This window comes from Halococcus sp. IIIV-5B, from assembly GCF_003602035.1.
Classification (GTDB): Archaea; Halobacteriota; Halobacteria; order Halobacteriales; family Halococcaceae; genus Halococcus; species Halococcus salsus.
In genome coordinates, this window is sequence record NZ_QZWE01000001.1 from 68,803 (window position 1) to 88,678 (window position 19,876).

Consider the following 19,876-nt stretch of genomic DNA (forward strand, 5'->3'; position numbering starts at 1 on the left):
GGCTACAGGAGAAGCGCGCCACCCCACGCGATGAGGAACGAGAAACCGGCGGCCGCCGCCGCCTGTCGGAACAGCATCCGTCCTGCATATTTCGGAGAGAGTTCCTTTGCAACCGTGATCGCCGTCACCAGGCAGGGGAGCAACACGCCCGCGAGGTAGACGGCCGTCAGCACCTGGACGGGCGTCATCGCTGACAGCGTGCCGCTGAGTCCGTCCGACTGGAGCAGGAGTAGCCCGTCCTTGCGGATCGAGCCCATCACGACGACGAGCGCCGTCTCGCCGGGGAGGTTGAACAGTCCCATCACTGGTGAGAGGGCCTCGCCCATCGCGTCGAGGATCCCGACGTAGTCAAGGATCGACGCGACGAAGACGATACCGGCGAAGACGGGAAGCGCCTTCACGAAGAAACTCCGGATCACGGTTCTGGTCTCGCGCCACACGGCCCGCCAGGTCGGCCACTGGAGGAACGCGCGGTTGTCGGTGGCGAGCGACGCGGTTCGCGCCCGTTCGGGGGCGATCAGGCGGGCGTAGATCAGCGTCGTGGTCGTGAGGACGGCGAGATAGGGGAAGACGAGCCACGGCATGTCGACCGCCGCGAAGACGGCGAGCGTGGCCGGGAACTGGTACGAGCAAGCAGACCCGAAGCCGATCGCCGAGACGGCCGTCCCGCGCGTGCAGTCCGAGCAGCCACGGGTACTGGTGACTGCGGGAACGTTACAGCCGAATCCCATGACCACGCGAACGAGGTCGCGGCCGGTGAGACCCACCCGCCGGAGGTAGGGGTGGAGCGACGTGGTGATCCGCGTGATGAGCCCGCTCTTCTTGTAGACCGCCATGAAGACCGCGAAGATGAGGATCGTCGGGCCGGCCCAGACGAACAGGAACGGTCCCATCGAGAGCAGCCCGTAGTCCCCGCCCAGCACCGCCGCGAGCGGCCCCGGGAGCCCGTTCGCCCACTCGACTGCGGGTTCCAGCAGCGTCTCGACCCGCGGGGAGAGCTCGGCGGCCACGGCGTTCGCGAAGTGGACCGCGGCCGCGGCCGGCAACAGGAGCAGGGCGACGCTGACGAGCGGACCGGCGACCGGGTGCTCGATGACCGTCTTTGGCGGATCGAGGTGGATCCCCGTCCGCCGGTGAACGCGCCCCGGAAACTCGTCGGGGCTCCGAAGCGCGCCGACGAGCCGGTCCCGGTCGGTTCCGTCGACCGCCCCAGCGCCGCCGTCGGTCGCGATGCGGGAAACGTCCCGCGCGTCCACCGGGGTGACCGGAACCCCGAGGTCGTCGGCGAGCGCGTCGATCTCGGCGCGCGCCTCGGCCCGGTTCTCCACCTTGTCCCAGAACGTCACTGCGATTGCGCCGACCTTTCCCTGGACCAGCGGCAGCAGGTCCTCGAGGTCGTCGTCGATGGTCGTCGCGCGAACGACGAGCAACACCGTCTCGGTGTCCTCGACGGCCTTGATCGCCGTTCGGGTGGTCTCGGTGTCCGCCCCGATCAGGATACCGGGCGTGTCGACGAAGACGAATTCGTCCGATTCGTACCGTTCGATGTCGACGGTCGTGCCTCTGAAGTTCCCGGTCGTCGGCGTCGTGCCGGAGAGCCCCGCGACGAGTTCCGACTTCCCGACGCTCTCCTTGCCGACGACCACGACGGTCTCCTTCTCACCGTTTGCCGTCGATCGGTCATCCACGGACCGCGGCCGTGCCTCACTCATACTTCTCGAAGCCCATCTTCGGGGCGAGTTCGCGGAACGACTGCCGACAGAGCCAGATGTCGTACTTCCCGACGAGCCCCTGTTCGCGCCCGGTCATCCAGCAGACGTGTCGGTCGTCCGTGCCGCTCGAGCGCTCGGTGCCGTCGTCTCTCTCGGGAGTTTCTCGTGTCACGGTTAGCAATCACAGATGTCCGGTTCGCAGCAGGCCAGGTCCTCCAAGAACATGTCCTCCTCGCGGTACGCTTCGAGCGGATCGCGATCGACGTCGAGTCCGGCGGCGACCTCGTCGGCGACGACGGCGAAGCGCTGTCTGAACTTGTAGATGAAACAGAAATCCTGGTCGTCGTGTGCGACCTGCGGGCCGACGAGGAACAGGCCGGGAGCGACGGTCGACTCGTCCCGGTCCGTGAGTCGAGGATGGCCGCTCTCGACCTCGAAAAGCCCGTCGGCGGGCCCGAGCGTGCTCTCGAACCCCGTCGCGAGCACCGGTGGATTGCGCGTCCGAAATGCTTCTCCATCGGTGCCGCGCACGACGAACGTCCCGTCCTCGATATCGACACGCTCGACGCGGATCCCGTCTTCGAGGGCGACCGGCGCGTCGGTATCGGACGCCCGCTGCATCCGCTGGCTCGTATAGGGTGAGAGCACTTCGCTCGGGTCCGGTCCCCGGAACTGCCACGGCCCCGTTTCGTCGACCACGAGGACTTCTCTATCTAAATCCGCAAGCGTGAGCGCCGCGTCGATACCGCTCTCGTAGCCACCGACGACGACTATCGGGTCGTCCGCGCAGTCGTTCGCGAAACTGCGCCAGGAGTCGACTCGCGAGTTGTGGACGCAGTACTCCGCACCGGGAAACGGGTCATCGTTCGGCTGTCCGAACTGGCCGGCCGCCCAGACGACGAACCGGCTTCGGATGACGCCGGCGGAGGTATGCAGCACGAATCCATCGGTACGTTCACCCGATGTTTCGATATCGGGGTCGGCTCGCTGTATCGACTCGACCGCCACGCCGGTCCGAACGGGTAGGTCGTGAAACTCCACGACTGCCCGGAGATACTCGGCGTACTCCTCGCCGCTCGGGTGTTCGCGGTCGAGGGCGAACGCGGGTGAGGTGTCGACGGTGACGGCGTTCAGGTCCCGGCAGCCGAAGTTGTTGCTCGGGAACGACGGGGTGATGAACCGCATCTCCTCGGGCCACTCCTGGAACGACGCGCCGACCACGTCCCGTTCGAGGATCGTGTAGGAGTCGAAGTCGAGGTCGGCGAGCACAGTTCCAATACCGACCCCTGCAGCACCCGCTCCGACGACCACCACGTCGAGTGACTCGTATTTGCGGACTTCGTTCGAATTCACTGTTAACAACTAGATAGTCTTGCTAGCCAAGAATAAATAATCTATGATTCTATTTTAATAACGCGTGAATCGTGATTGCGTACTCACGCGAGGAGCCGTTCGGCAGCTCGACGTGCGCCAATGATGTTCCGAGCGAATGGGCCGACGGTCGGCTCGGCGAGCGCCCCCGAGATGTAGACGTTCGAATTCGTGCTATCGCGTCGTCGCCACGCGAGCGTGTGGTCGTCGAGGACGGGGAACCTGTTCGTGCCGCGTTCGAGCGAGAGCGACTGGGCGACGGCGCTCACCAGCGGATGCTCCGGGGCTGGGTCGAACCTGGTCGCGAGGACGACCTGCCCGACGGTCATCGCCGTGCCGTCCCGGAGCCGAACGAGGAGGCCGTCGTCCGTCGGAGAGGTACACGCTATCTCCCCAATGAGAACGTCTATTTCCCCCCGTTCACGCCCCGCGACCAGCCGCTCTCCGACGTACGGCGGTATCGTCGCGTCGTTGCGCGCCGCCCGAATCCGGTTGTAGCGGGCTTGCGAACCCGCCGGGAGCGGATGTATCTCCTTCTCGATGTGGTCCCAGTTCATCCAGCGCGGGTCCGCTTCCGTCAACGTGTTCTCCAGGGGATGACGGGATAGAAGCATCACGTCGGCGCTCCCTGCAAGCCGACAGCAGACCTGTGCAGCGGTGATCCCGCCGCCGACGACGACCGTCCGGCCATCGACTGCCGTTTCCGCCGAATCGAACGCGTCGTCCCAGACGTGGACGACTGGCGCCCCGTCGGGCAGTGACTCAGTCCACTCCGGGCGGGTTCGCCCGCCACCGGGACCGATGGCGAGCACCACGTTTCGAGTCGCGAACTCGCCCTCGCCGGTCTCTACTTCCAACGCACCGTGTCGTTCGGTGATACCGTTCGCCCGCGCCCGGACGTGGCACCGCTCGATGTGGCCGCGTTCGATGGTGTCCCGGGCGTGGTCGAGGAAGACGTCGAGCGTCGGCCGGTTCGGGTGGCTCGTCGTCGGGACGAGTTCGCCATCGCGCTCGGCCCCCTCGACGAACGACCGAAGCGAGAACGGCTCCGTGTCGATGTGGTGGACAAACGGCGATCGGAGGCTCTCCATCCCACATCGGCGAGCCTTGCTCGCGAACGAGTCGAGTAGCTCCGCTCGGGGTTCGACGATCCTGATGTCCGAATGGCTGTATCCAGCATCGCTGAGGAGGCAGTTCGCCACGTACGTCCCGTGGATGCCGCCACCGATTATCACGTAGTCATACATGATTCGAGTTATGCGTCGTTCGTGTCACTGGATCTCTGACCGACGTTCGACGATCCGTGACCACACCTCGAAAGCAGGTGTGACACGAGCACACACTCCGCGTGCGAACGTATCGCAGTCATCTCACTCGTCCTCCCGACCGCCGTCCGGTTCGGCGCTTCGTGCCGAGTTCGTGGAGCGCATCGTCCCCAGCCTCCGACGCCACCCGAGCCCCGCACCTCCGACGTTCGAGCGAACGCGTCGCCCGATCAGTACGAGAACGTAGACCGCTATCGCGGCGAGCACGACCGAGCCACCGGCGGCGAGCCCGTAGACGTACGAGAGGCTCACACCGGCGACGACGGCGACCTCGGCCGCGAGGACACCGAACACGAGCGAGCGTTTGAAGCTCCGGGCTCCGGTGGCCGTTGCGACCGGGACGACCAACATCGCGGCGACGAGGATGACGCCCATGATCTGTATCGCGCTCACCACGACGAACGCGGTGAGGACGACCAGTAACCGATTGAACAGCGGGACGTCGACCCGGGCGGCCCGAGCAGCGGTTTCATCGAAGGTCACGTAGAGCAGCGGGCGGTACGCCAACACGACGACGCCGGTCACGAGCCCGGTCATCGCCAACAGGAGCCCGACGCTCCCGGTCGAGACGGTCGCCAACGTCCCGAAGAGGTACGCGTCGATCCCGACGGCGATGTCGCCACCCGTCGCGCTGATGAGCACGCTCCCGAGCGCGAACCCGCCCGTCAGCACTATCGCGAGGGACATGTCGGTGTAGGCGTCGGCGTACTCGACCAACACCTCGACGAGCAACGCGGCGACGACGGCGACGACGAGCGCGGTCAGCAGCGGCGGGAGGGCCAGCGAGAGGGTCGTGTTCACGAACAGACCGACCGCCACGCCCGCGAAGGCCGTGTGCGCGAGCGTATCACCGATCATCGACATCTCTCGGTGAACCAGGAAGGTCCCGACGAGCGGGCCGATGACGGCGATGCAGACCGCCGCGAGATACGCCCGCTGCATGTAGGGATAGCCGAGCATCCGCACGCCGAGGAGCTCGCTCAGCCAGTTCATTGCCGTACCGTAGACCGCCGTGAGAAACCAATCCAATGCGTTCGTCGCACCCGAGAGAAATCCTACTGGCGGCTCGATAGCCATCCCCGATGGGTGGATACCGGCGGCGAGCGTGCCGACGACCGTGAATACGAGGTGGTGAGCGGGACCAAACATGGTCAGTGGCCGTGCTGGAGCACGTGTTGTTCGGTCCCGTAGGCGTTCGCGAGCGCGTCGGTCGCGACGAACTCCTCCGGCTTCCCGTCGAAGTAGAGGTGGCGGTTCAGACAGGCGACCTGGGTCGCGTGCTCGGTGACGACCCCGATGTCGTGTTCGATGAGGACGATCGTCAACCCGCGGGCGTTCAGGTCGCCGAGGAGTCCGTAGAACCGCTCGCGTGACTCGGCATCGACGCCGATGGTCGGCTCGTCGAGCGCGAGGAGGTCGGCCTCGGCGGCGAGCGCGCGGGCGAGAAACACGCGCTGGCGCTGGCCGCCTGAGAGTTTCCCGACGCGCCGGTCACTCAGCTCGGCGATCCCGGCTCGGTCGAGCGCATCGTCGATGGCGTCCCGGTCGGTCGCCGAGAACCGTCCCAGGGGTCGGTGTGGATACCGCCCCATCGTGACCGCCTCCCGAACCGTCACCGGCATCCGCTCGGTCGCCGCCGACTGCTGGGGGACGTAGCCGATGCGCTCGCCGTCGTCGAAGGCGTGAGCGGGCTCACCGAACAGCTGCACCGAGCCCCGGTCGGGACGGCGGAGCCCGAGGACGAGTTCGAGGAGCGTCGTCTTCCCCGAGCCGTTCGGGCCCACGAGCCCGAGAAACGTCCCGGCCTCGATATCGAGCGTCACTCCGTCGAGCACGGGCCGCTCGGCGTACGCGAAGGTGACGTCCTCGACGCTAGCGACTGGTCCGTCATCGTCATCTCGGGATGTCGGGTCGGACGGCGTCACTCGACCGCCCCGGCTTCGACGAACGAATTCTCGCTCGCCGTGATCCACTGCGACATGAGGTCGACCCCAGTCGCGTCCGGCGGGTAGACCGTGCAGCTCCGCCGCCCGTCCTCGGCGGTCTCGACGACGGCACGTAGCTCCGACTGTCTCTCGGGAGCCGAAAGCGGGCCGGGTCGGTCGTCGGGCATCGTTCGGGCCATCCTCGTCATCGCGCGTCGAGCGCCTTCACCAGCGTCGGCAGGTTGACCTGCTCCATGATGTCGACGTAGCCCCACTCCTTGTCGGCCCACTCCTGGGTCTGGCCCGGGATCGGGGTGAGCGGGAGGACCTCCTTCGCGTCGGTCTCGGCGACGAGCTGGTTCGCCGCCTTCTGGGATTCGAGGGGATCCGCGAGAACGTATTCGAGGTCGTGTTCGCCGATGATCTCCTGGGCGCGTTCGATGTCCCGCGGCGTCGGCTGGTCGTCCGGCGAGAGCTCGGTCAGCGTCTCCGCCTCGAAATCGTACCGCTCGGCGAGGTATTGGTAGGCGTTGTGGCCCGCGATGAAGACGACTCCCTTCGAGGCGTTCTTCAGCTTGGACTGGAAGCTGCCGTGGAGGTCGTCGAGCCGCGACCGGTACTCGTTGGCATTCGTTGCGAACGCGTCCCCGTTTCCACCACCGATCTCCGTGAATCCCTGTTCGATGGTGCCGACGGCCGTCTTCGCGCGGATAGGATCGAGCCAGAAGTGGGGGTCCATCCCACCCGGAAGGTTGTGTTCGTGGTCGTGGTGTCCACCCTCCTCGCCTTCGTGCTCGTGGTGCTCGTCCTCACTCTCGTTTTCGTGATGCTCGTGCTCGCTCTCGTTGTCGTGGTGTTCACCCTCGTGGTCGTGATGCTCGCCCTCGCTTTCGTTTTCGTGATGCTCGTGGTGGTCTGACTCGTTGCCAGCGCTCTCGTTCTCGTGGTGACCTTCCTCCTCGTCGTGGTGGTGATGATCCCCGCCGGCTTCGAGCAGCTCGACGTTCGAGCCCACCGTGACGACCGTCACGTCCGCGTTGTCTCCCTGAAGACTTGATACGAGGTCGTCCGCCCACGGTTGGAACCCCTCCATCCCACGGACGAACAGGTCGGAATCGAGCACCGTGCCCTGTATCTGTGGTCCGGGCTCCCAGCCGTGACCGTGCTGGCCGACCGGAACGAGCGTGTTCGCCGTCGCGGCGTCGCCGGCGACATGCGAAGCGAAGTCGCCGAAGACGAAGAACGACGCCTGCGCCGTCTTCTGCTCGCCGGACGCGTTCGACGTCTCGACACTACTGTTCGAGCCGTTGCTACCGCCACCGGATCCGCTCCCGTTGTCGCTTCCGTTGCTGTTTCCGGTTCCGTTCCCGCCGAGACAGCCGGCGACGCCACCGATTCCCGCCGCCCCAGCACCGACCAGAACCCGCCGCCGTGTGTAGCCTTTCGTCATCTCGATTGCTAATCTAGAGCTTTGACATAATAACAGTTGTGATTCGATATAGTCTCGTTAACAAATGTGTGCGAGAGAAGCGGGTAGCGATCCATCGCTGACTTCGGCACCAATATTAACAACTGGTAGCACTAAATAGGTAAGCTTAAATAAAAAATAGGCTGTCGTTAATAACGCATGGATGGAAACACGAATCCCGTCACGGTGCTGGCCGACCGCCCGTGTACGCGGGACAGAAAGACCTCGGACCGCTTAACCAAACGCCATGGCCGCGAGCTTCGGCGGTGCCCGCATCGATGAGCCGACGGTACTCGCGCCGACACATGCTCGGCGGGCTTGCCGTCGGAGCCGCAGGCGTCGTCGCCGGATGTAGTAGTAACAACCCGTCCGGAGCAGGAAACGGAACGGCTTCGACAACCAACGGAGCGCAACCCGAGGGAACGCGTACTCTCCGGTTGAGTACATCGTTCGATCAAGACTCCTTAGACCCGATCCTGTCCTCCTGGTTCCCGCGCTGGAGCGGCTTACACGAATGTCTCGTTCGGGTCGACCACGATCTCAAGCTCGTTCCATCCCTCGCGACTTCGTGGAAACCGAACGACGACGCGAGTTCGTGGCGGTTCGACCTCCGAAAGGACGTGACGTTTCACGACGACACCGAGCTCACCGCTGACGCCGCCAGATGGTCGTTGAAACGGGCGTTCTCGGTCGGCGAGTCGAGCGAGGAGTCGGTCACTGCCTCCGTTCCGATCACGTCGATCACCACCGAGAACCGACACCGGCTTCGGATCGATCTCGATGAACCCTTCACACCTCTTCCAGCGTTCTTCGGATTAAACGATGCAGCCATCGCCCGCCCCCAAGCGACCGGCAAAAATGCGACGTTCGATCCGGTGTTTACGGGACCGTTCGAGGTCGAATCCTGGACCCCCGACAAACGGCTCGTCGCGGTCCGCAACGAGGAGTACTACGGGCCACGGCCGGGGCTCGATCGGATCGAGTTCGAGGTGGTCGTCGAGGGGAAGACTCGTGAGTTAAAACTGCTCAACGACGAGTTGGATATGGTCTGGAACCAGCCGATAACATCGGTGAATGCGTTCGAGAACGATCCGAACACGGAGGTCTCCCTCCAGCCGAAGACCCAGACGCGGTGCCTGGCGTTCAACACCGACTCGGGTCCCTTCGCCGAGAAGCGCGTCCGTCAGGCCGCGAACTACGCATTCAACGAGGCAGCCAACGTGAAGAACGTCCTCGAAGGCGTCGGCAAAGTCGGCGTCGGTCCCTGGCCGCCGGACATCTACTGGGCGAACGACGACCTCACGCCGTACGCACACAACCCGAAGAAGGCCGGGACGCTGCTCGACGAAGCGGGCTGGACGATGCGTGACGGCGTCCGATATCGCGACGGCGAGCCGTTGGAGATCACGCTCCACACCTACCCGACGCGCGCGAACTTCCGGACGCTTGCGGAGGCGATGCAGGCACAGCTGCAACGGGTCGGCTTCGCAGTCGACCTCGAACTCACGGACTGGTCGACGATGCTCGAAGCCAAGAAACAGGGCAACTTCGATACCACGATGGAGGCACGGACGACCTTCGCCTACCCGTCCGACCCGGAGAACCTCGCCTCGCTCTATCACTCCGAGGACTCGTACATGGACACCGGCTACGAGAACGAGACCGTCGACGAACTCCTGGAGGCGGGCCGAACCACGCCGGACAGAAAGAAGCGAAAACGACACTACGACCGTGTTCAGGCCATCGTAATGGAGGACCTCCCGGTCAGCTATCAGAGCTACATGACCGTGGTACACGGTACCCGTTCGTCGGTCAAAGGGTTCGACCCTACCCATCCGGTCGGCAACCAGTATCGACTTGCGGATGTTTCGGTGCCGTCCAGTACGTAACCCCGGTTACATTTCGAGAGCCATTTTACTGTCGGTCGTAACCCGTGTGTCAATGGATCTCGCGTCGAGGACTCGTGTCTCCGGTTCGTCCCGGCCATCATTAGCAAGAGATCGGCCTAAATAGCCAAACATAAATAACATCGCCTATATCATTAATAACGATGAGTCGAGAGACGATCCCCGTCACCGTACTGAGCGGCAACCTCGGTGCGGGGAAAACGACCGTGCTGAACAGCCTTCTGCAGGCGCGAACGGACCTCGACATCGCGGTGCTCGTCAACGACATGGGTGAGGTCAACGTCGACGCCGAGCGCGTCGCCGAACACTCGGACATCTCGGGCGAGGACGAGGACCTGATCGAGCTCTCGAACGGCTGTATCTGTTGTGAGCTCCGCGGCGACCTCCTCGACGCGCTCGCGAAGCTCGCACGGACCCGGGAGTTCGACCAGCTGGTCATCGAGTCGACGGGTGTCGCCGAGCCGCTACCGGTCGCCCAGACGCTCACGATGGGGTTCGACCAGTCCGACCTCGACCCCACGGAGTTCTACGAGGAGACCGGTGTCGAGGTGATGGACTACTACGAACTCGATACGACCGTCACCGTCGTCGACGCTCATCAGTTCTGGACGGCCTTCGACTCGACGGAGTCGTTGATGGACGGCGACACCAAGAAGGAGCTCGGGACTCTCCTCGTCGAACAGATCGAGTTCTGTGACGTCCTCCTCCTGAACAAGTGCGACCTCGTGGACGAGGCGACCCTCGACGAGATCGAGGAGATGATCGGTGTGCTCCAACCACGTGCGGAGATCATCCGGACGGAGCACGGCGCGGTCGATCCCGACGAGATCCTGGGTACCGGCCGATTCGACTTCGAGGCGGCGAGCCAATCCGCCGGCTGGCTCCAGGAGCTCCGTGAGCCACACGCGTCCGCCGAGGAGGAACACGGTGTCACCTCGTTCGTCTTCGAGTCCCGGTGGCCGTTCCATCCGGAGCGGTTCGCGGACCTACTGGACGAGTTCCCGACGAGCGTCGTCCGGTCGAAGGGCCACTTCTGGCTGGCGGGGCGCGAGGAGACAGCGCTCGGGGTGGACGTCGCCGGCCAGTCCATTCGGATCGCCCCCGCCGGCGAGTGGATCGCGGCGCTTCCGGCGGACGAGCGCGAGGCCACCCTCGAGGCCAATCCGGAGTTAGCGGAGGTCTGGGACGAGCAGTGGGGCGATAGAGGGACTCGACTGGTCCTCATCGGGACCGAGATGGACCACGAGGAGATCCATGAGGCGCTCGACGCGGCGACCCTGACCGACGACGAGATGGCTGCCGACTGGACGGCCTTCGAGGATCGCTTCCCACGGTTCGAACTCGAACCCGAGGACGAACCGGTCGAAAACGAGACCAGCGCCGAAGAAGTGGGGCTAGCGGACTGACAATGTCGAGCGAACGCAGCCTGTTTCAGCAGGTCGTCGCAAAATCCGCATCGCGTGAGATACGCCACGAGGCGATTCACGAACTCGGACAGCTCGACGCCGTCTCACAGCTGGCGACGATCACGCGGACGAACGGGATCCACGGTAGCCTCCGACGGGAGGCAGTGTCGGAGCTGAGAGGAATTGGCGCGACGGCGGCGCTCGAATCGATTGCCGCCGACCGGACGGTCGATACCGCGATCAGAAAGCAAGCCCGACAATGAGTATCGATTCTCGGTCCTCACCAACGGAGGACCCGAACGGGCAGCGAGAGCCCCCCGAGAATCATCGACGAATCGGGTTCGTCGGACCCGCGGGCGTCGGGAAGACGACCATCGCGACGGTCGTCGCGAACCGCCTCGGCGAGCGAACCGCTCTCGACGTCGTCGGCGAGGCGACGACGAGGATCGAGCGGTCGCCATCGGCACCGGCGGAGCTCGGTCCGCTCGGCATCCACTGGACGGTCGTCGACGCTCCCGCCGGGACGGCCGCCCTCGAACGCGCGAGCGAGACGCTCGATACCGCCTTCGTCGTCGCGACGCCCGGAACACTGGACCGCGTGGCTCGGTACGAACGCGTCGCCGACCGGATCGATCTCGACGTCTTCCTCGTGGTCAATCGGTTCGAGGAATGCCACCGTGAGGAACTCGGAGCCTTCGACGGCCCCGACCTCGCGGAGTACTTCTACGAAGACGAGACCACGTTGGCCGGGACGGTGCCCGAGTTCGCGGGGTGGACGACCGAGGCGCTCCTCCTCGAATCGCTCCAGCCCGAGCGGATGGACGGTTTCGAAGCGATGGCCGCGCTCGACGGTGGTCACCGGTCAGTCGTCAACGTCGAAGTCGAGGATGAAGCGGCGGCGCTCGCTGTCGTTCGCCGATTCCGAGACGGCGGTTACGCGGCGGATTTCTTCCGATGTAACTGCCGGTGTCACGACGGCCACGTCATCGCCCGCTCGCGAGGAGCCAGCCCGAACGACTAGCCCTCAGTTCCTCGTGGACCGAAACAACGACATCCCGGAAAGCAAGTGGATGGAAACAACACAGCAAACACGATCGATGGCAATGTCCGATAGTAACCGAACGTTGACGGCGACGAGCAGTATCGTCGAGGGGTATCCTCGCCGATCCCGACACCGATACGTCGAGGGTACACGGAGCGGTGACCCGTCGTGACGGAACCGAACCGGTCGCCGACGGAGATCAAGGGCGAGGTCCGCGCCTACTGGAACGACCGGGCCGAAACGTACGACGACGACAGTCAGCACGCACTGAAGAACGAAGCCCAACACGACGCGTGGCTGTCGGTACTGCACACGTGGACGGGTGACGCGCCACAGCGAATCCTCGATGTCGGCTGTGGAACCGGCGTCATCTCGTCGTTGTTGGCGGACCTCGGTCACGACGTCAGCGGGGTCGATTACTCGACGGAGATGCTCGACCGGGCCCGTGAGAAGGCTCGAGAAAAGGGGCACTCCATCGACTTCGATGTCGGTGACGCCGAAGCGCTGGATGACCTCGACGACGCGTACGACACGGTGACGGCCCGCCATCTCATCTGGACGCTGCCGGACCCAGCCGCGGCGATAGGAGAGTGGCGTCGCGTCGTTCGGCCCGGTGGCCGGATCGTCCTCATCGAGGGCCACTGGGACTTTTCCGGTCCGTTCGCCGGCTACGAGAGGGTCCACGACGACCTGCCGCTCTACGACGGCCGCTCCCCCGAGGAGCTCTCTGAGTTCCTGCGGGCGGAAGGGCTCGAAAACGTCAGCCACGAACCGTTGATGGCGGAAGTTCTCTGGGGCGAGACGCCGGAGTACGAACAGTACGTCATCGCTGGGGACGTCCCCTAAGACGTCTCAGTACCGGGTCCGCGTCCACTACTTCGACCGGCACGACCGTCGAATCGCAACGCTGAGACCACAGTTGCCAAGAATTGTTATTCCGAATACCGTATTACACAAGGCATAAATGCGTGCTAACAGGGTTTTTGGTCTCGTCGCCCTCACTATCGAACTGCAATGTGCCACTGCTTCAGTGACCTGAGCGAGATGAGCGAGACCGAGCGATCCGCGGTGCTCGAAGAACACTCGACCGAACAGCTCCGCGCGGAGTACTCGGCCGAGGAACTGGAGACGCTCGGCGTCGGCGCCTGAGCCGTCCCTTCTTTCCGAGCGAAATTCCTGCCGAGCGGTGCGGCCGTCGTCCGGGTCGCTCGTCGGCTGACGTTCCGGAGCGGCTGCACGAGACGGTTCGTACATGGAGCTCGTCTCAACGACCGTCCACGTCCTTGTCGCGCGCGAAGTACGACTCCATCACCGCAGCGGAGCGTTCGACCCGTTCCTGTCGCTTCTCGTGGGATATCTCCTCGACACCCGCCGGAACCTCCCGGTCCCAGTAGTCGTAGTAGCCCTCGGGAACGACCCAGTCGTTGTAGAACTCGGGACGCTGGTCGTCGATTATCGCCCGTGCGGTCCGGGCTCCGGCTCCCGCGTTGACGATCGCCTGGTGAGGCTCCTGTGCGATGCGTCCGGCCGCATAGAGCCCGTCGACGGCCGTTCGCCCGGCCTCGTCGGCGGGCAACACCTCGATGTCGCCGTGCTCCTCGACGACGGTTTCGACCTCGAAGCCGTCGAGATACTCGATGTGCGACCACGAGGCGACCAGCACGGCGTCGGCGCGGATGGTTCGGTCCGCGACGTCGACCGCGAACCGGGCTCGCTCGTCCGGACGAACGGTCGTCGCGGACTCCCGCAGTCGGTCGCAGCCGCTCGTCGCGGTGTGGTCGCGCATCAGCGCCACGAAGAGTTTCGGTCTGACCCCCGCGGGGAAGCCGAGATAGTTCTCGAGGTGGGCGCACTTCTGTAACGTCGAGCGCCCGTCTTCGAGGATCAGCGTGTCGAGTTCGGCCCGAGCGGTGAACACGCCGGCCGACGATCCGGCGGGTCCACCGCCAATGACGATCACGTCGTACGTTTCGGCGGCGTCGTCGGTCGTGACGAATCGGTCCGTCTCGGTCGGTGAGTCTGTGTTCATGGATTGGATCGGGGGACGTGCTGCGGTCGGTCGGTCGTTTCGGGCTCGTTCGCTCCCGACTCTTCGGCTATCGCCGCGGCGTAGTGACATCGTGACCGGGCGTCACCGACCCGCTCGAATCCCGGCTGGTGGCGTTCACACCGTTCGTCGGCGTGCGAACACCGGGGATGGAACGGACAGCCGGGCGGTCGGTTCGAGGGGTCCGGCGGGGCACCCGGCAACGGCTCCGGTGACGGGTCGGCCGGATCGTCGCTCGGGACCGCGCGCACCAACGCGTCCGTGTAGGGATGACTCGGGCGCTCGAAGACGGTCGCCGCCGGGCCACGTTCGACGACCTCCCCGGCGTACATCACCGCCAGCCGGTCGGCGAGATACCGGACGACGTCGAGGTCGTGTGAGATGAACAGATAGCCGACCCCTGACTGACGCTGGAGCGCCGCGAGCAAGTCGAGGATCGTGGCCTGCGTCGCCACGTCGAGGCCGGAGACAGGTTCGTCGAGCACGACGAGGTCCGGGTCGTGTGCCAGCGCCCGTGCGATTCCGACCCGCTGGAGCTGCCCGCCCGAGAGCTCGCTCGGGTACCGCTCGCCGACCACCGGATCGAGATTCACCCGCTCCAGCAGCTCCGCGACGTGGTCGGCCGTCGCCGACCTGCGTTCCCGGTCGAACGACTCCGCGATCGCTCGCCGAACCGACCAGCGGGAGTCGAAGCTCTCGCTGACGTTCTGAAACACGACGCCGATGCGACGGAGCTGGTCGTCGGTGCGGGTGGCGTATCCCGCGACTGGATCGCCATCGAGCAGGACGGTCCCGCTCTCCGGCGTTAGCTGCCCGGTGACGAGCTTCGCCAGCGTCGACTTTCCACAACCGCTCTCGCCAACGAGCCCGACGGTCTCACCCGCTCTCACCGAGATCGAGACGTCACACACCGCTTTCGCGGGCGAGGGGTCGTCCAACAGCCGATCGAGAAACGAGCGCGTCGTCTCGAACGCCTTCTCGACGTTCCGGAGCTCGACGACTGGCGCGTCACGTCGTCGATCGAGGTCGTTCGCGGTCTGGGTTTTCACTCCTCGTCACCGCCGTCGAGGGCGACCTGTTTCGGGTTCGGAGTTCGCGTCCCCCCGGAAACCGTCGGTCTCTCGTGAGGCTCAAGGGGAGCCTCGATACACGCTACGCGATGGCCGGGTTCGGGTTCGGTGACGGGGATCGCTCCGTCACGACAGTCGAGCGTCGCGTGCCGACAGCGCTCGGCGAACGGGCAGCCGTCGTGACCGCCGACGGCGTCCGGTGGGTCGCCGTCGAGCGTCCCGACCCGCTCGCCGGCAGCCAGATTCCGGGGCGAGCACTCGAGGAGCGCTCGGGTGTAGGGATGCTCCGGTGCTGTCAGCACCTCGTCGACCGGCCCGGATTCCATCACCCGTCCGCCGTACATGACGACAACGCGGTCACAGGTCTGAGCGACGACGCCGATGTCGTGGGATATCAGCAGAACCCCCAGATCCCGTCGGTCGCGAAGCGTCCGTATCCGTTGGAGGATGCCGGCTTGCGTCGTCGTGTCCAGCGCCGTCGTCGGCTCGTCGGCGATCAGGAGGTCGGGATCGCTCGCCAGCGCCACGGCGAGCATCGCGCGCTGGCGCATCCCGCCGGAGAGTTCGTGGGGGTACGCGTCCGCGCTCCGCGCTGGGTCGGGCATCGCGACCTGATCCAGCAGCTCGACGGCACGCTCCTCGGCTCGCTTCCACGCGCCGCGCTTTCTGCAGGGCGGCACGCCCAGGAAGTCGAGGAGTCCCTGTGAGGGGTCGTCGTGGATCCGGACCGCCTCGGCGACCTGCTCGCCGACGGTGAACACCGGGTTTAGCGTCTCGTGGGGGTCCTGAAACACGATGGAGATATCGTCGCCCCGGACGCGACGAAGTGTCGCTTCGTCGGCCTGGGTCAGGTCCTGTCCGTCGAAGTCGATCCGTCCCGAGACGATCTTCCCGGGGTCTTCGAGTCGGAGGAGAGACCGGGCGGTGACCGACTTCCCGCTCCCGCTCTCGCCGACGACCCCGACGATCTCGCCGCGGTTCACGCCGAAGGAGACGCCGTCGACGGCGTGGACAGTACCTCGGTCCGAATCGAACCGCGTGTGCAGGTCGTCGACGCGAAGAAGTGCGTCGGTCATAGCTGTTCGATTTGGGCCGACTGTGTCGGCGAAAGAGCATCTCTAAGCCCGTCACCGAGGAGGTTGAAGCCGAAGACGGTGAGCATGATCAGCACCCCAGGGGCGTTCACCAGCCACCACGCGGTCCGGAGGTAGTCCCGGCCCGCCGCGAGCATCGTCCCCCACTCAGGCGTCGGCGGCTGTGCGCCCAGCCCTAAAAAGGAGAGGCCCGCCGTGCCAAGGATGACGCTCCCGACGTCGAGCGTCGCCAGCACGACGACCGGCGCGACGACGTTCGGGACCAGGTGACGACCGAGCACGTGGGCACGCGAGCGGCCGAGCAGTCGCGAGGCGGTCACGAACTCCCGCTCGCGAACCGAGAGCACGCTGCTTCTGACGAGGCGGGCGTACGAGGCCCAGCCGACGACCGCGAGCGCGACCATCACGTTCGTGAGGCTCGGGCCGAGAATGCCGGCGATCACGAGCGCGAGGACGATACCCGGAAACGCCAGGAGCGTGTCGACGAGCCGCATCAGCGCCTCGTCGACCCAGCCGCCGACGTAGCCCGCGACCAGCCCGACGATCGTCCCCAGCACGAGGCGCACGGTCGTCACGACGAGCGCGATGCCCAGCGAGAGGCGCGCGCCGTAGAGCAATCGCGTGAACACGTCGCGCCCGAGCTGGTCGGTTCCGAGCGGGTGGGCGAGCGATGGAGCCTCCAGGCGGTGCAAGAGCGCCTGCGCGGTCGGGTCGTACGGCGAGAGGACCGGCCCGAACGTCGCGAGCGCGACGAGGCCGACCACGATACCGGCACCGAGCTGCGTGAGTCTCGTCGCCATCAGCGCCGCGTACCACCGCCGCCATCGGCTGTCGGTCGGCCGTCGGGACGTGCCGGTCACGGTATCGGCGCTCACGCCGGCTCACCCCGGCGGTCGATCCGCGGGTCGAGATACCGGTAGGTCAGGTCGACCCCGAGGTTGGTCAGCACGAAGATGACGCCGACCAGCAGCGTCGCGCCCTGGATAACGGGGTAGTCCCGCGCGAAAATCGCGTCGACGAGCAGCGTCCCCAGCCCCGGTCGCTGGAAGACGGCTTCGACGATGACCGCCCCGTTCAGGACGTAGCTGAACTGGAGCCCGGCGATCGTCACGACGGGAACGAGCGCGTTCCGCAGGGCGTGTTTGTAGACGACGATCCGCTCGCGGAGCCCCTTCGAACGGGCGGTCCGGATGTAGGGTGCGTCGAGAACGTCCAGCATCGTCGTCCGGACCAACCGAGCGATGACCGCGGCCATGCCCGACCCGAGCGTCACCGCCGGGAGGACGAGGTGGTCGAGACCGCCGGAGCCGGCGACCGGGAACAGGTCGAGCCAGAGGGCCGCGACGATGATGAGGAGGTAGCCGAGCCAGAAGTTCGGCATCGAGACGCCGACGAGCGCACCGAACTGGGCCGCGTAGTCGATGCGACCGCCGGGGTTCACGGCGCTCGCGACACCGGCCGGGACCGCGATGCCGAGCGCGATCACCATCGACGCGGCGGCGAGTTCGAGCGTGTTCGGCAACCGCTGTTCGATCATCGAGGCTACGGTCTGCTCGGAGCTGTAGGACTGCCCGAGGTCGCCGCCCAGCGCGTCGATCGCCCAATCGGAGTACCTGAGCGGGAACGGCTGGTTCAAACCGTGCTCCGTGCGGAACGCGGCCACCGCTTGCTCGGATGGCTGGTGGCCCATCTGCTCGGTGAGTGCGGCCACGGCGGGATCGCCCGGCGTGAGCGCGGTCATGCTGAACGTGAGGAGCGAGACGCCGACCAGCACGAGCACCGTCGTCCCGAGTCGCTTCAGGAGATACCGACTCATCCGCCGGGCTCCGAGACGTTCCGTCGAGTGGCGTTCGAGCCGTTTGGTTTCGTCCCGGCCGAACGGCCGGTCCCGCTTGCCCCGAACTCGATGTTCTCGAGGTGATAGCAGGTCTCGGTCGGTAACGGTTTGTACCCCCTGATGTCGGCGTCCAGCCCGACGACATTGGTGATATAGGTCAACCAGCCGATCGGGACGTCCCGCTGGACGATGGCCTGGACCTCGTCGTAGCGGCGTTTGCGCTCGTCGGCGTCCGTAGCTCGTCTCGCTTCCGCGAGCAGCTTATCGACCCGGTCGTTGGCGTAGCCGCTGAACATCGTGGCGTCCTCGGAGTGAACGAAGTCCGTGAGCCGGTCGGGGTCCGGATACCAGAGCAGCGAGTTCGCCCACATCACGAGGTCGAACGACTCGTCGGTCGCGCGCTCCTCGACGGTGCTGTAATCCATCACCTCGAGGCTGACGTCGAACCCGACCCGCGAGAGCTGAGCCTGGACAGCCTCGGAGACGAGCGGCAGTTCCCAGTTGTCGTAGGTCCAGAGGTCGATCTGCAACGGTTCTCCGTCCCGCTCTCGGCCGTTCTCGCCCGGCTTCCATCCCGCTTCCATGAGGAGTCGCTTCGCCGTATTGGGCTCGTAGGAATACGGTTCGAGGTCGGTGTTCGCCCAGTCCGTTACCTTCGGCGGGAACGGACCGACGGCGGCCGGTCCAAGTCCGTTCAGCACGCTCTCGACGATTCCCTGCTGGTCGATCGCGTGCATGACCGCACGGCGAACGTTTAGATCGTCGAACGGCGACGAGGTCGTGTCGTAGACCAGATAGCGGGTCCGGGGCAGCGCGTAGGTGACAGGCTTCATCCCGTCCCGATTCTTCAGGGTCTCGACCGCCGACCCCGAGAGTGCCCGTGCCATCTCGAGCTCGTCGTTTTCGAGCTTCAGCAGCCGCGTTCGCTGGTCGGGCACGCTCTCGTAGACCAGCGTATCGATCGCCGGTGTCCGCCCGCGATAGGCAGGGTTCGAGACGGCCGTGATCCGCGTGCCCTGCTCCCAGGAGTCGAACTGGAAGGGGCCGGTCCCGACCGGTTCGGTGACGTCTCCGTCCTCGTACGAACTCGCCGCGACGATGCTGGTCGGCGGGCGCGTGAGGTGGGCCGGCAGCGGTGCGTACGGCGTGGTCGTCTCGATCTCGATGGTGCGCTCCCCGGCGGCGGCGATCGATTTCACCGGCAGGCTCGACAGCGACTCCGAGTCGAAGCTCCGTCGAAGCGAGGCGACGGCAGCATCGACGGTCAACGGCGTTCCGTCGTGGAACGAGACGCCCTTTCTGAGGGTGAACGACCACGTGCGGCCATCGTCGCTCGCGGTCCATTCGGTGGCCAGACCGGGCTCGACCGACGCGTCGTAGCCCGCGGTCGTGAGCGGTTCGATGACGTTCAGCTTCCGGAGCATCCAGCCCTTGACGAGCGGGTCGATGCTGTCCGGGTCCCACTGCGTCCCGAGACGGAACGTCGTCTGCTCGCCGGACATCGTCGACGTCGAACTGTTCGCTCCGTTTTGCTGGCTGGTGCTACATCCCGCGAGGCCGATGAAGCCCGCCGTCGCGCCCTTCAATGCGTCCCGTCGACTGAGTTCGTGACTTCGTCGAGTCATCGTTTCTCGTGGTCTCCGTTCGTTCGTCGGTGGTTCGCGGCTGCGTG

General features: G+C 65.6%; 19 protein-coding genes. 5 read left to right on the forward strand and 14 right to left on the reverse strand.

Translation table 11 applies throughout. The features are described from left to right. Window positions 1-2 precede the first annotated feature (2 nt). From D3261_RS00300 to D3261_RS00335, 8 genes are all read right to left on the reverse strand, one after another. Window positions 3-1,712, reverse strand: coding sequence for a nucleoside recognition domain-containing protein (locus D3261_RS00300; RefSeq protein ID WP_120067649.1), 1,710 nt, complete (start codon window positions 1,710-1,712; stop codon window positions 3-5). Beyond that, the gene (locus D3261_RS00305; RefSeq protein WP_120067650.1) at window positions 1,705-1,884 is read right to left on the reverse strand and encodes a 30S ribosomal protein S14; all 180 of its coding nucleotides are present in this window, start codon (window positions 1,882-1,884) and stop codon (window positions 1,705-1,707) included. The genes D3261_RS00300 and D3261_RS00305 overlap by 8 nt, the downstream gene beginning before the upstream one ends. Window positions 1,885-1,886: 2 nt before the next feature. Then, window positions 1,887-3,065, reverse strand: a complete 1,179-nt coding sequence (locus tag D3261_RS00310; RefSeq protein WP_120067652.1) for an NAD(P)/FAD-dependent oxidoreductase — start codon at window positions 3,063-3,065, stop codon at window positions 1,887-1,889. Window positions 3,066-3,148: 83 nt separating this feature from the next. Continuing rightward, window positions 3,149-4,330, reverse strand: coding sequence for an FAD/NAD(P)-binding protein (locus D3261_RS00315; protein WP_120067654.1), 1,182 nt, complete (start codon window positions 4,328-4,330; stop codon window positions 3,149-3,151). A 123-nt stretch (window positions 4,331-4,453) separates the two neighbouring features. Further along, complete coding sequence (locus D3261_RS00320) at window positions 4,454-5,485, reverse strand: metal ABC transporter permease (protein WP_394337569.1); 1,032 nt, start codon at window positions 5,483-5,485, stop codon at window positions 4,454-4,456. A gap of 74 nt (window positions 5,486-5,559) precedes the next feature. Beyond that, the gene (locus D3261_RS00325) at window positions 5,560-6,333 is read right to left on the reverse strand and encodes a metal ABC transporter ATP-binding protein (RefSeq protein ID WP_120067657.1); all 774 of its coding nucleotides are present in this window, start codon (window positions 6,331-6,333) and stop codon (window positions 5,560-5,562) included. Next, on the reverse strand, window positions 6,330-6,542 hold the full coding sequence (locus D3261_RS00330; RefSeq protein ID WP_120067658.1) for a hypothetical protein: 213 nt from the start codon (window positions 6,540-6,542) through the stop codon (window positions 6,330-6,332). Before D3261_RS00330 ends, D3261_RS00325 begins: the two co-directional genes overlap by 4 nt. Beyond that, window positions 6,539-7,783 carry a metal ABC transporter solute-binding protein, Zn/Mn family gene (locus D3261_RS00335; RefSeq protein ID WP_120067660.1) on the reverse strand — a complete coding sequence of 415 codons (1,245 nt, stop codon included), beginning with the start codon at window positions 7,781-7,783 and terminating at the stop codon, window positions 6,539-6,541. Before D3261_RS00335 ends, D3261_RS00330 begins: the two co-directional genes overlap by 4 nt. Before the next feature lie 296 nt (window positions 7,784-8,079). Here D3261_RS00335 and D3261_RS00340 point away from each other — a divergent pair, with 296 nt between their 5' ends. The 5 genes from D3261_RS00340 to D3261_RS00360 all read left to right on the forward strand — a co-directional run bounded on the left by D3261_RS00340 (window position 8,080) and on the right by D3261_RS00360 (window position 13,002). Continuing rightward, window positions 8,080-9,690, forward strand: coding sequence for an ABC transporter substrate-binding protein (locus D3261_RS00340; protein WP_120067662.1), 1,611 nt, complete (start codon window positions 8,080-8,082; stop codon window positions 9,688-9,690). 161 nt (window positions 9,691-9,851) lie between these two features. After that, window positions 9,852-11,114: a GTP-binding protein gene (locus D3261_RS00345; protein ID WP_120067664.1), complete on the forward strand. Its 1,263-nt coding sequence runs from the start codon at window positions 9,852-9,854 to the stop codon at window positions 11,112-11,114. A 2-nt stretch (window positions 11,115-11,116) separates the two neighbouring features. Further along, a complete protein-coding gene (locus D3261_RS00350; RefSeq protein WP_120067666.1) occupies window positions 11,117-11,377 on the forward strand; it encodes a hypothetical protein in 261 nt (86 codons plus the stop codon). After that, window positions 11,374-12,135 (forward strand): hypothetical protein, encoded by a 762-nt coding sequence (locus tag D3261_RS00355; protein WP_199693835.1) that lies wholly within the window; start codon window positions 11,374-11,376, stop codon window positions 12,133-12,135. Before D3261_RS00350 ends, D3261_RS00355 begins: the two co-directional genes overlap by 4 nt. 189 nt (window positions 12,136-12,324) lie before the next feature. Beyond that, window positions 12,325-13,002: a class I SAM-dependent methyltransferase gene (locus D3261_RS00360; RefSeq protein ID WP_120067667.1), complete on the forward strand. Its 678-nt coding sequence runs from the start codon at window positions 12,325-12,327 to the stop codon at window positions 13,000-13,002. A 418-nt stretch (window positions 13,003-13,420) separates the two neighbouring features. On the opposite strand, the gene D3261_RS00365 is transcribed toward D3261_RS00360, so the two are convergent. From D3261_RS00365 to D3261_RS00390, 6 genes are read right to left on the reverse strand one after another with little or no spacing between them, the layout of a single operon-like run. Next, window positions 13,421-14,185 (reverse strand): FAD-dependent oxidoreductase, encoded by a 765-nt coding sequence (locus D3261_RS00365; RefSeq protein WP_120067669.1) that lies wholly within the window; start codon window positions 14,183-14,185, stop codon window positions 13,421-13,423. Next, on the reverse strand, window positions 14,182-15,252 hold the full coding sequence (locus D3261_RS00370; protein WP_120067671.1) for an ABC transporter ATP-binding protein: 1,071 nt from the start codon (window positions 15,250-15,252) through the stop codon (window positions 14,182-14,184). The genes D3261_RS00365 and D3261_RS00370 overlap by 4 nt, the downstream gene beginning before the upstream one ends. Then, window positions 15,249-16,349 (reverse strand): ABC transporter ATP-binding protein, encoded by a 1,101-nt coding sequence (locus D3261_RS00375; protein ID WP_120067672.1) that lies wholly within the window; start codon window positions 16,347-16,349, stop codon window positions 15,249-15,251. Before D3261_RS00375 ends, D3261_RS00370 begins: the two co-directional genes overlap by 4 nt. Next, the gene (gene nikC / locus D3261_RS00380) at window positions 16,346-17,227 is read right to left on the reverse strand and encodes a nickel transporter permease (RefSeq protein WP_394337570.1); all 882 of its coding nucleotides are present in this window, start codon (window positions 17,225-17,227) and stop codon (window positions 16,346-16,348) included. Before nikC ends, D3261_RS00375 begins: the two co-directional genes overlap by 4 nt. An 11-nt stretch (window positions 17,228-17,238) precedes the next feature. Further along, complete coding sequence (gene nikB / locus D3261_RS00385) at window positions 17,239-18,183, reverse strand: nickel ABC transporter permease (protein WP_120067675.1); 945 nt, start codon at window positions 18,181-18,183, stop codon at window positions 17,239-17,241. Continuing rightward, a complete protein-coding gene (locus D3261_RS00390; protein WP_199693836.1) occupies window positions 18,180-19,829 on the reverse strand; it encodes an ABC transporter substrate-binding protein in 1,650 nt (549 codons plus the stop codon). Before D3261_RS00390 ends, nikB begins: the two co-directional genes overlap by 4 nt. Between the last annotated feature and the right edge of the window lie 47 nt (window positions 19,830-19,876).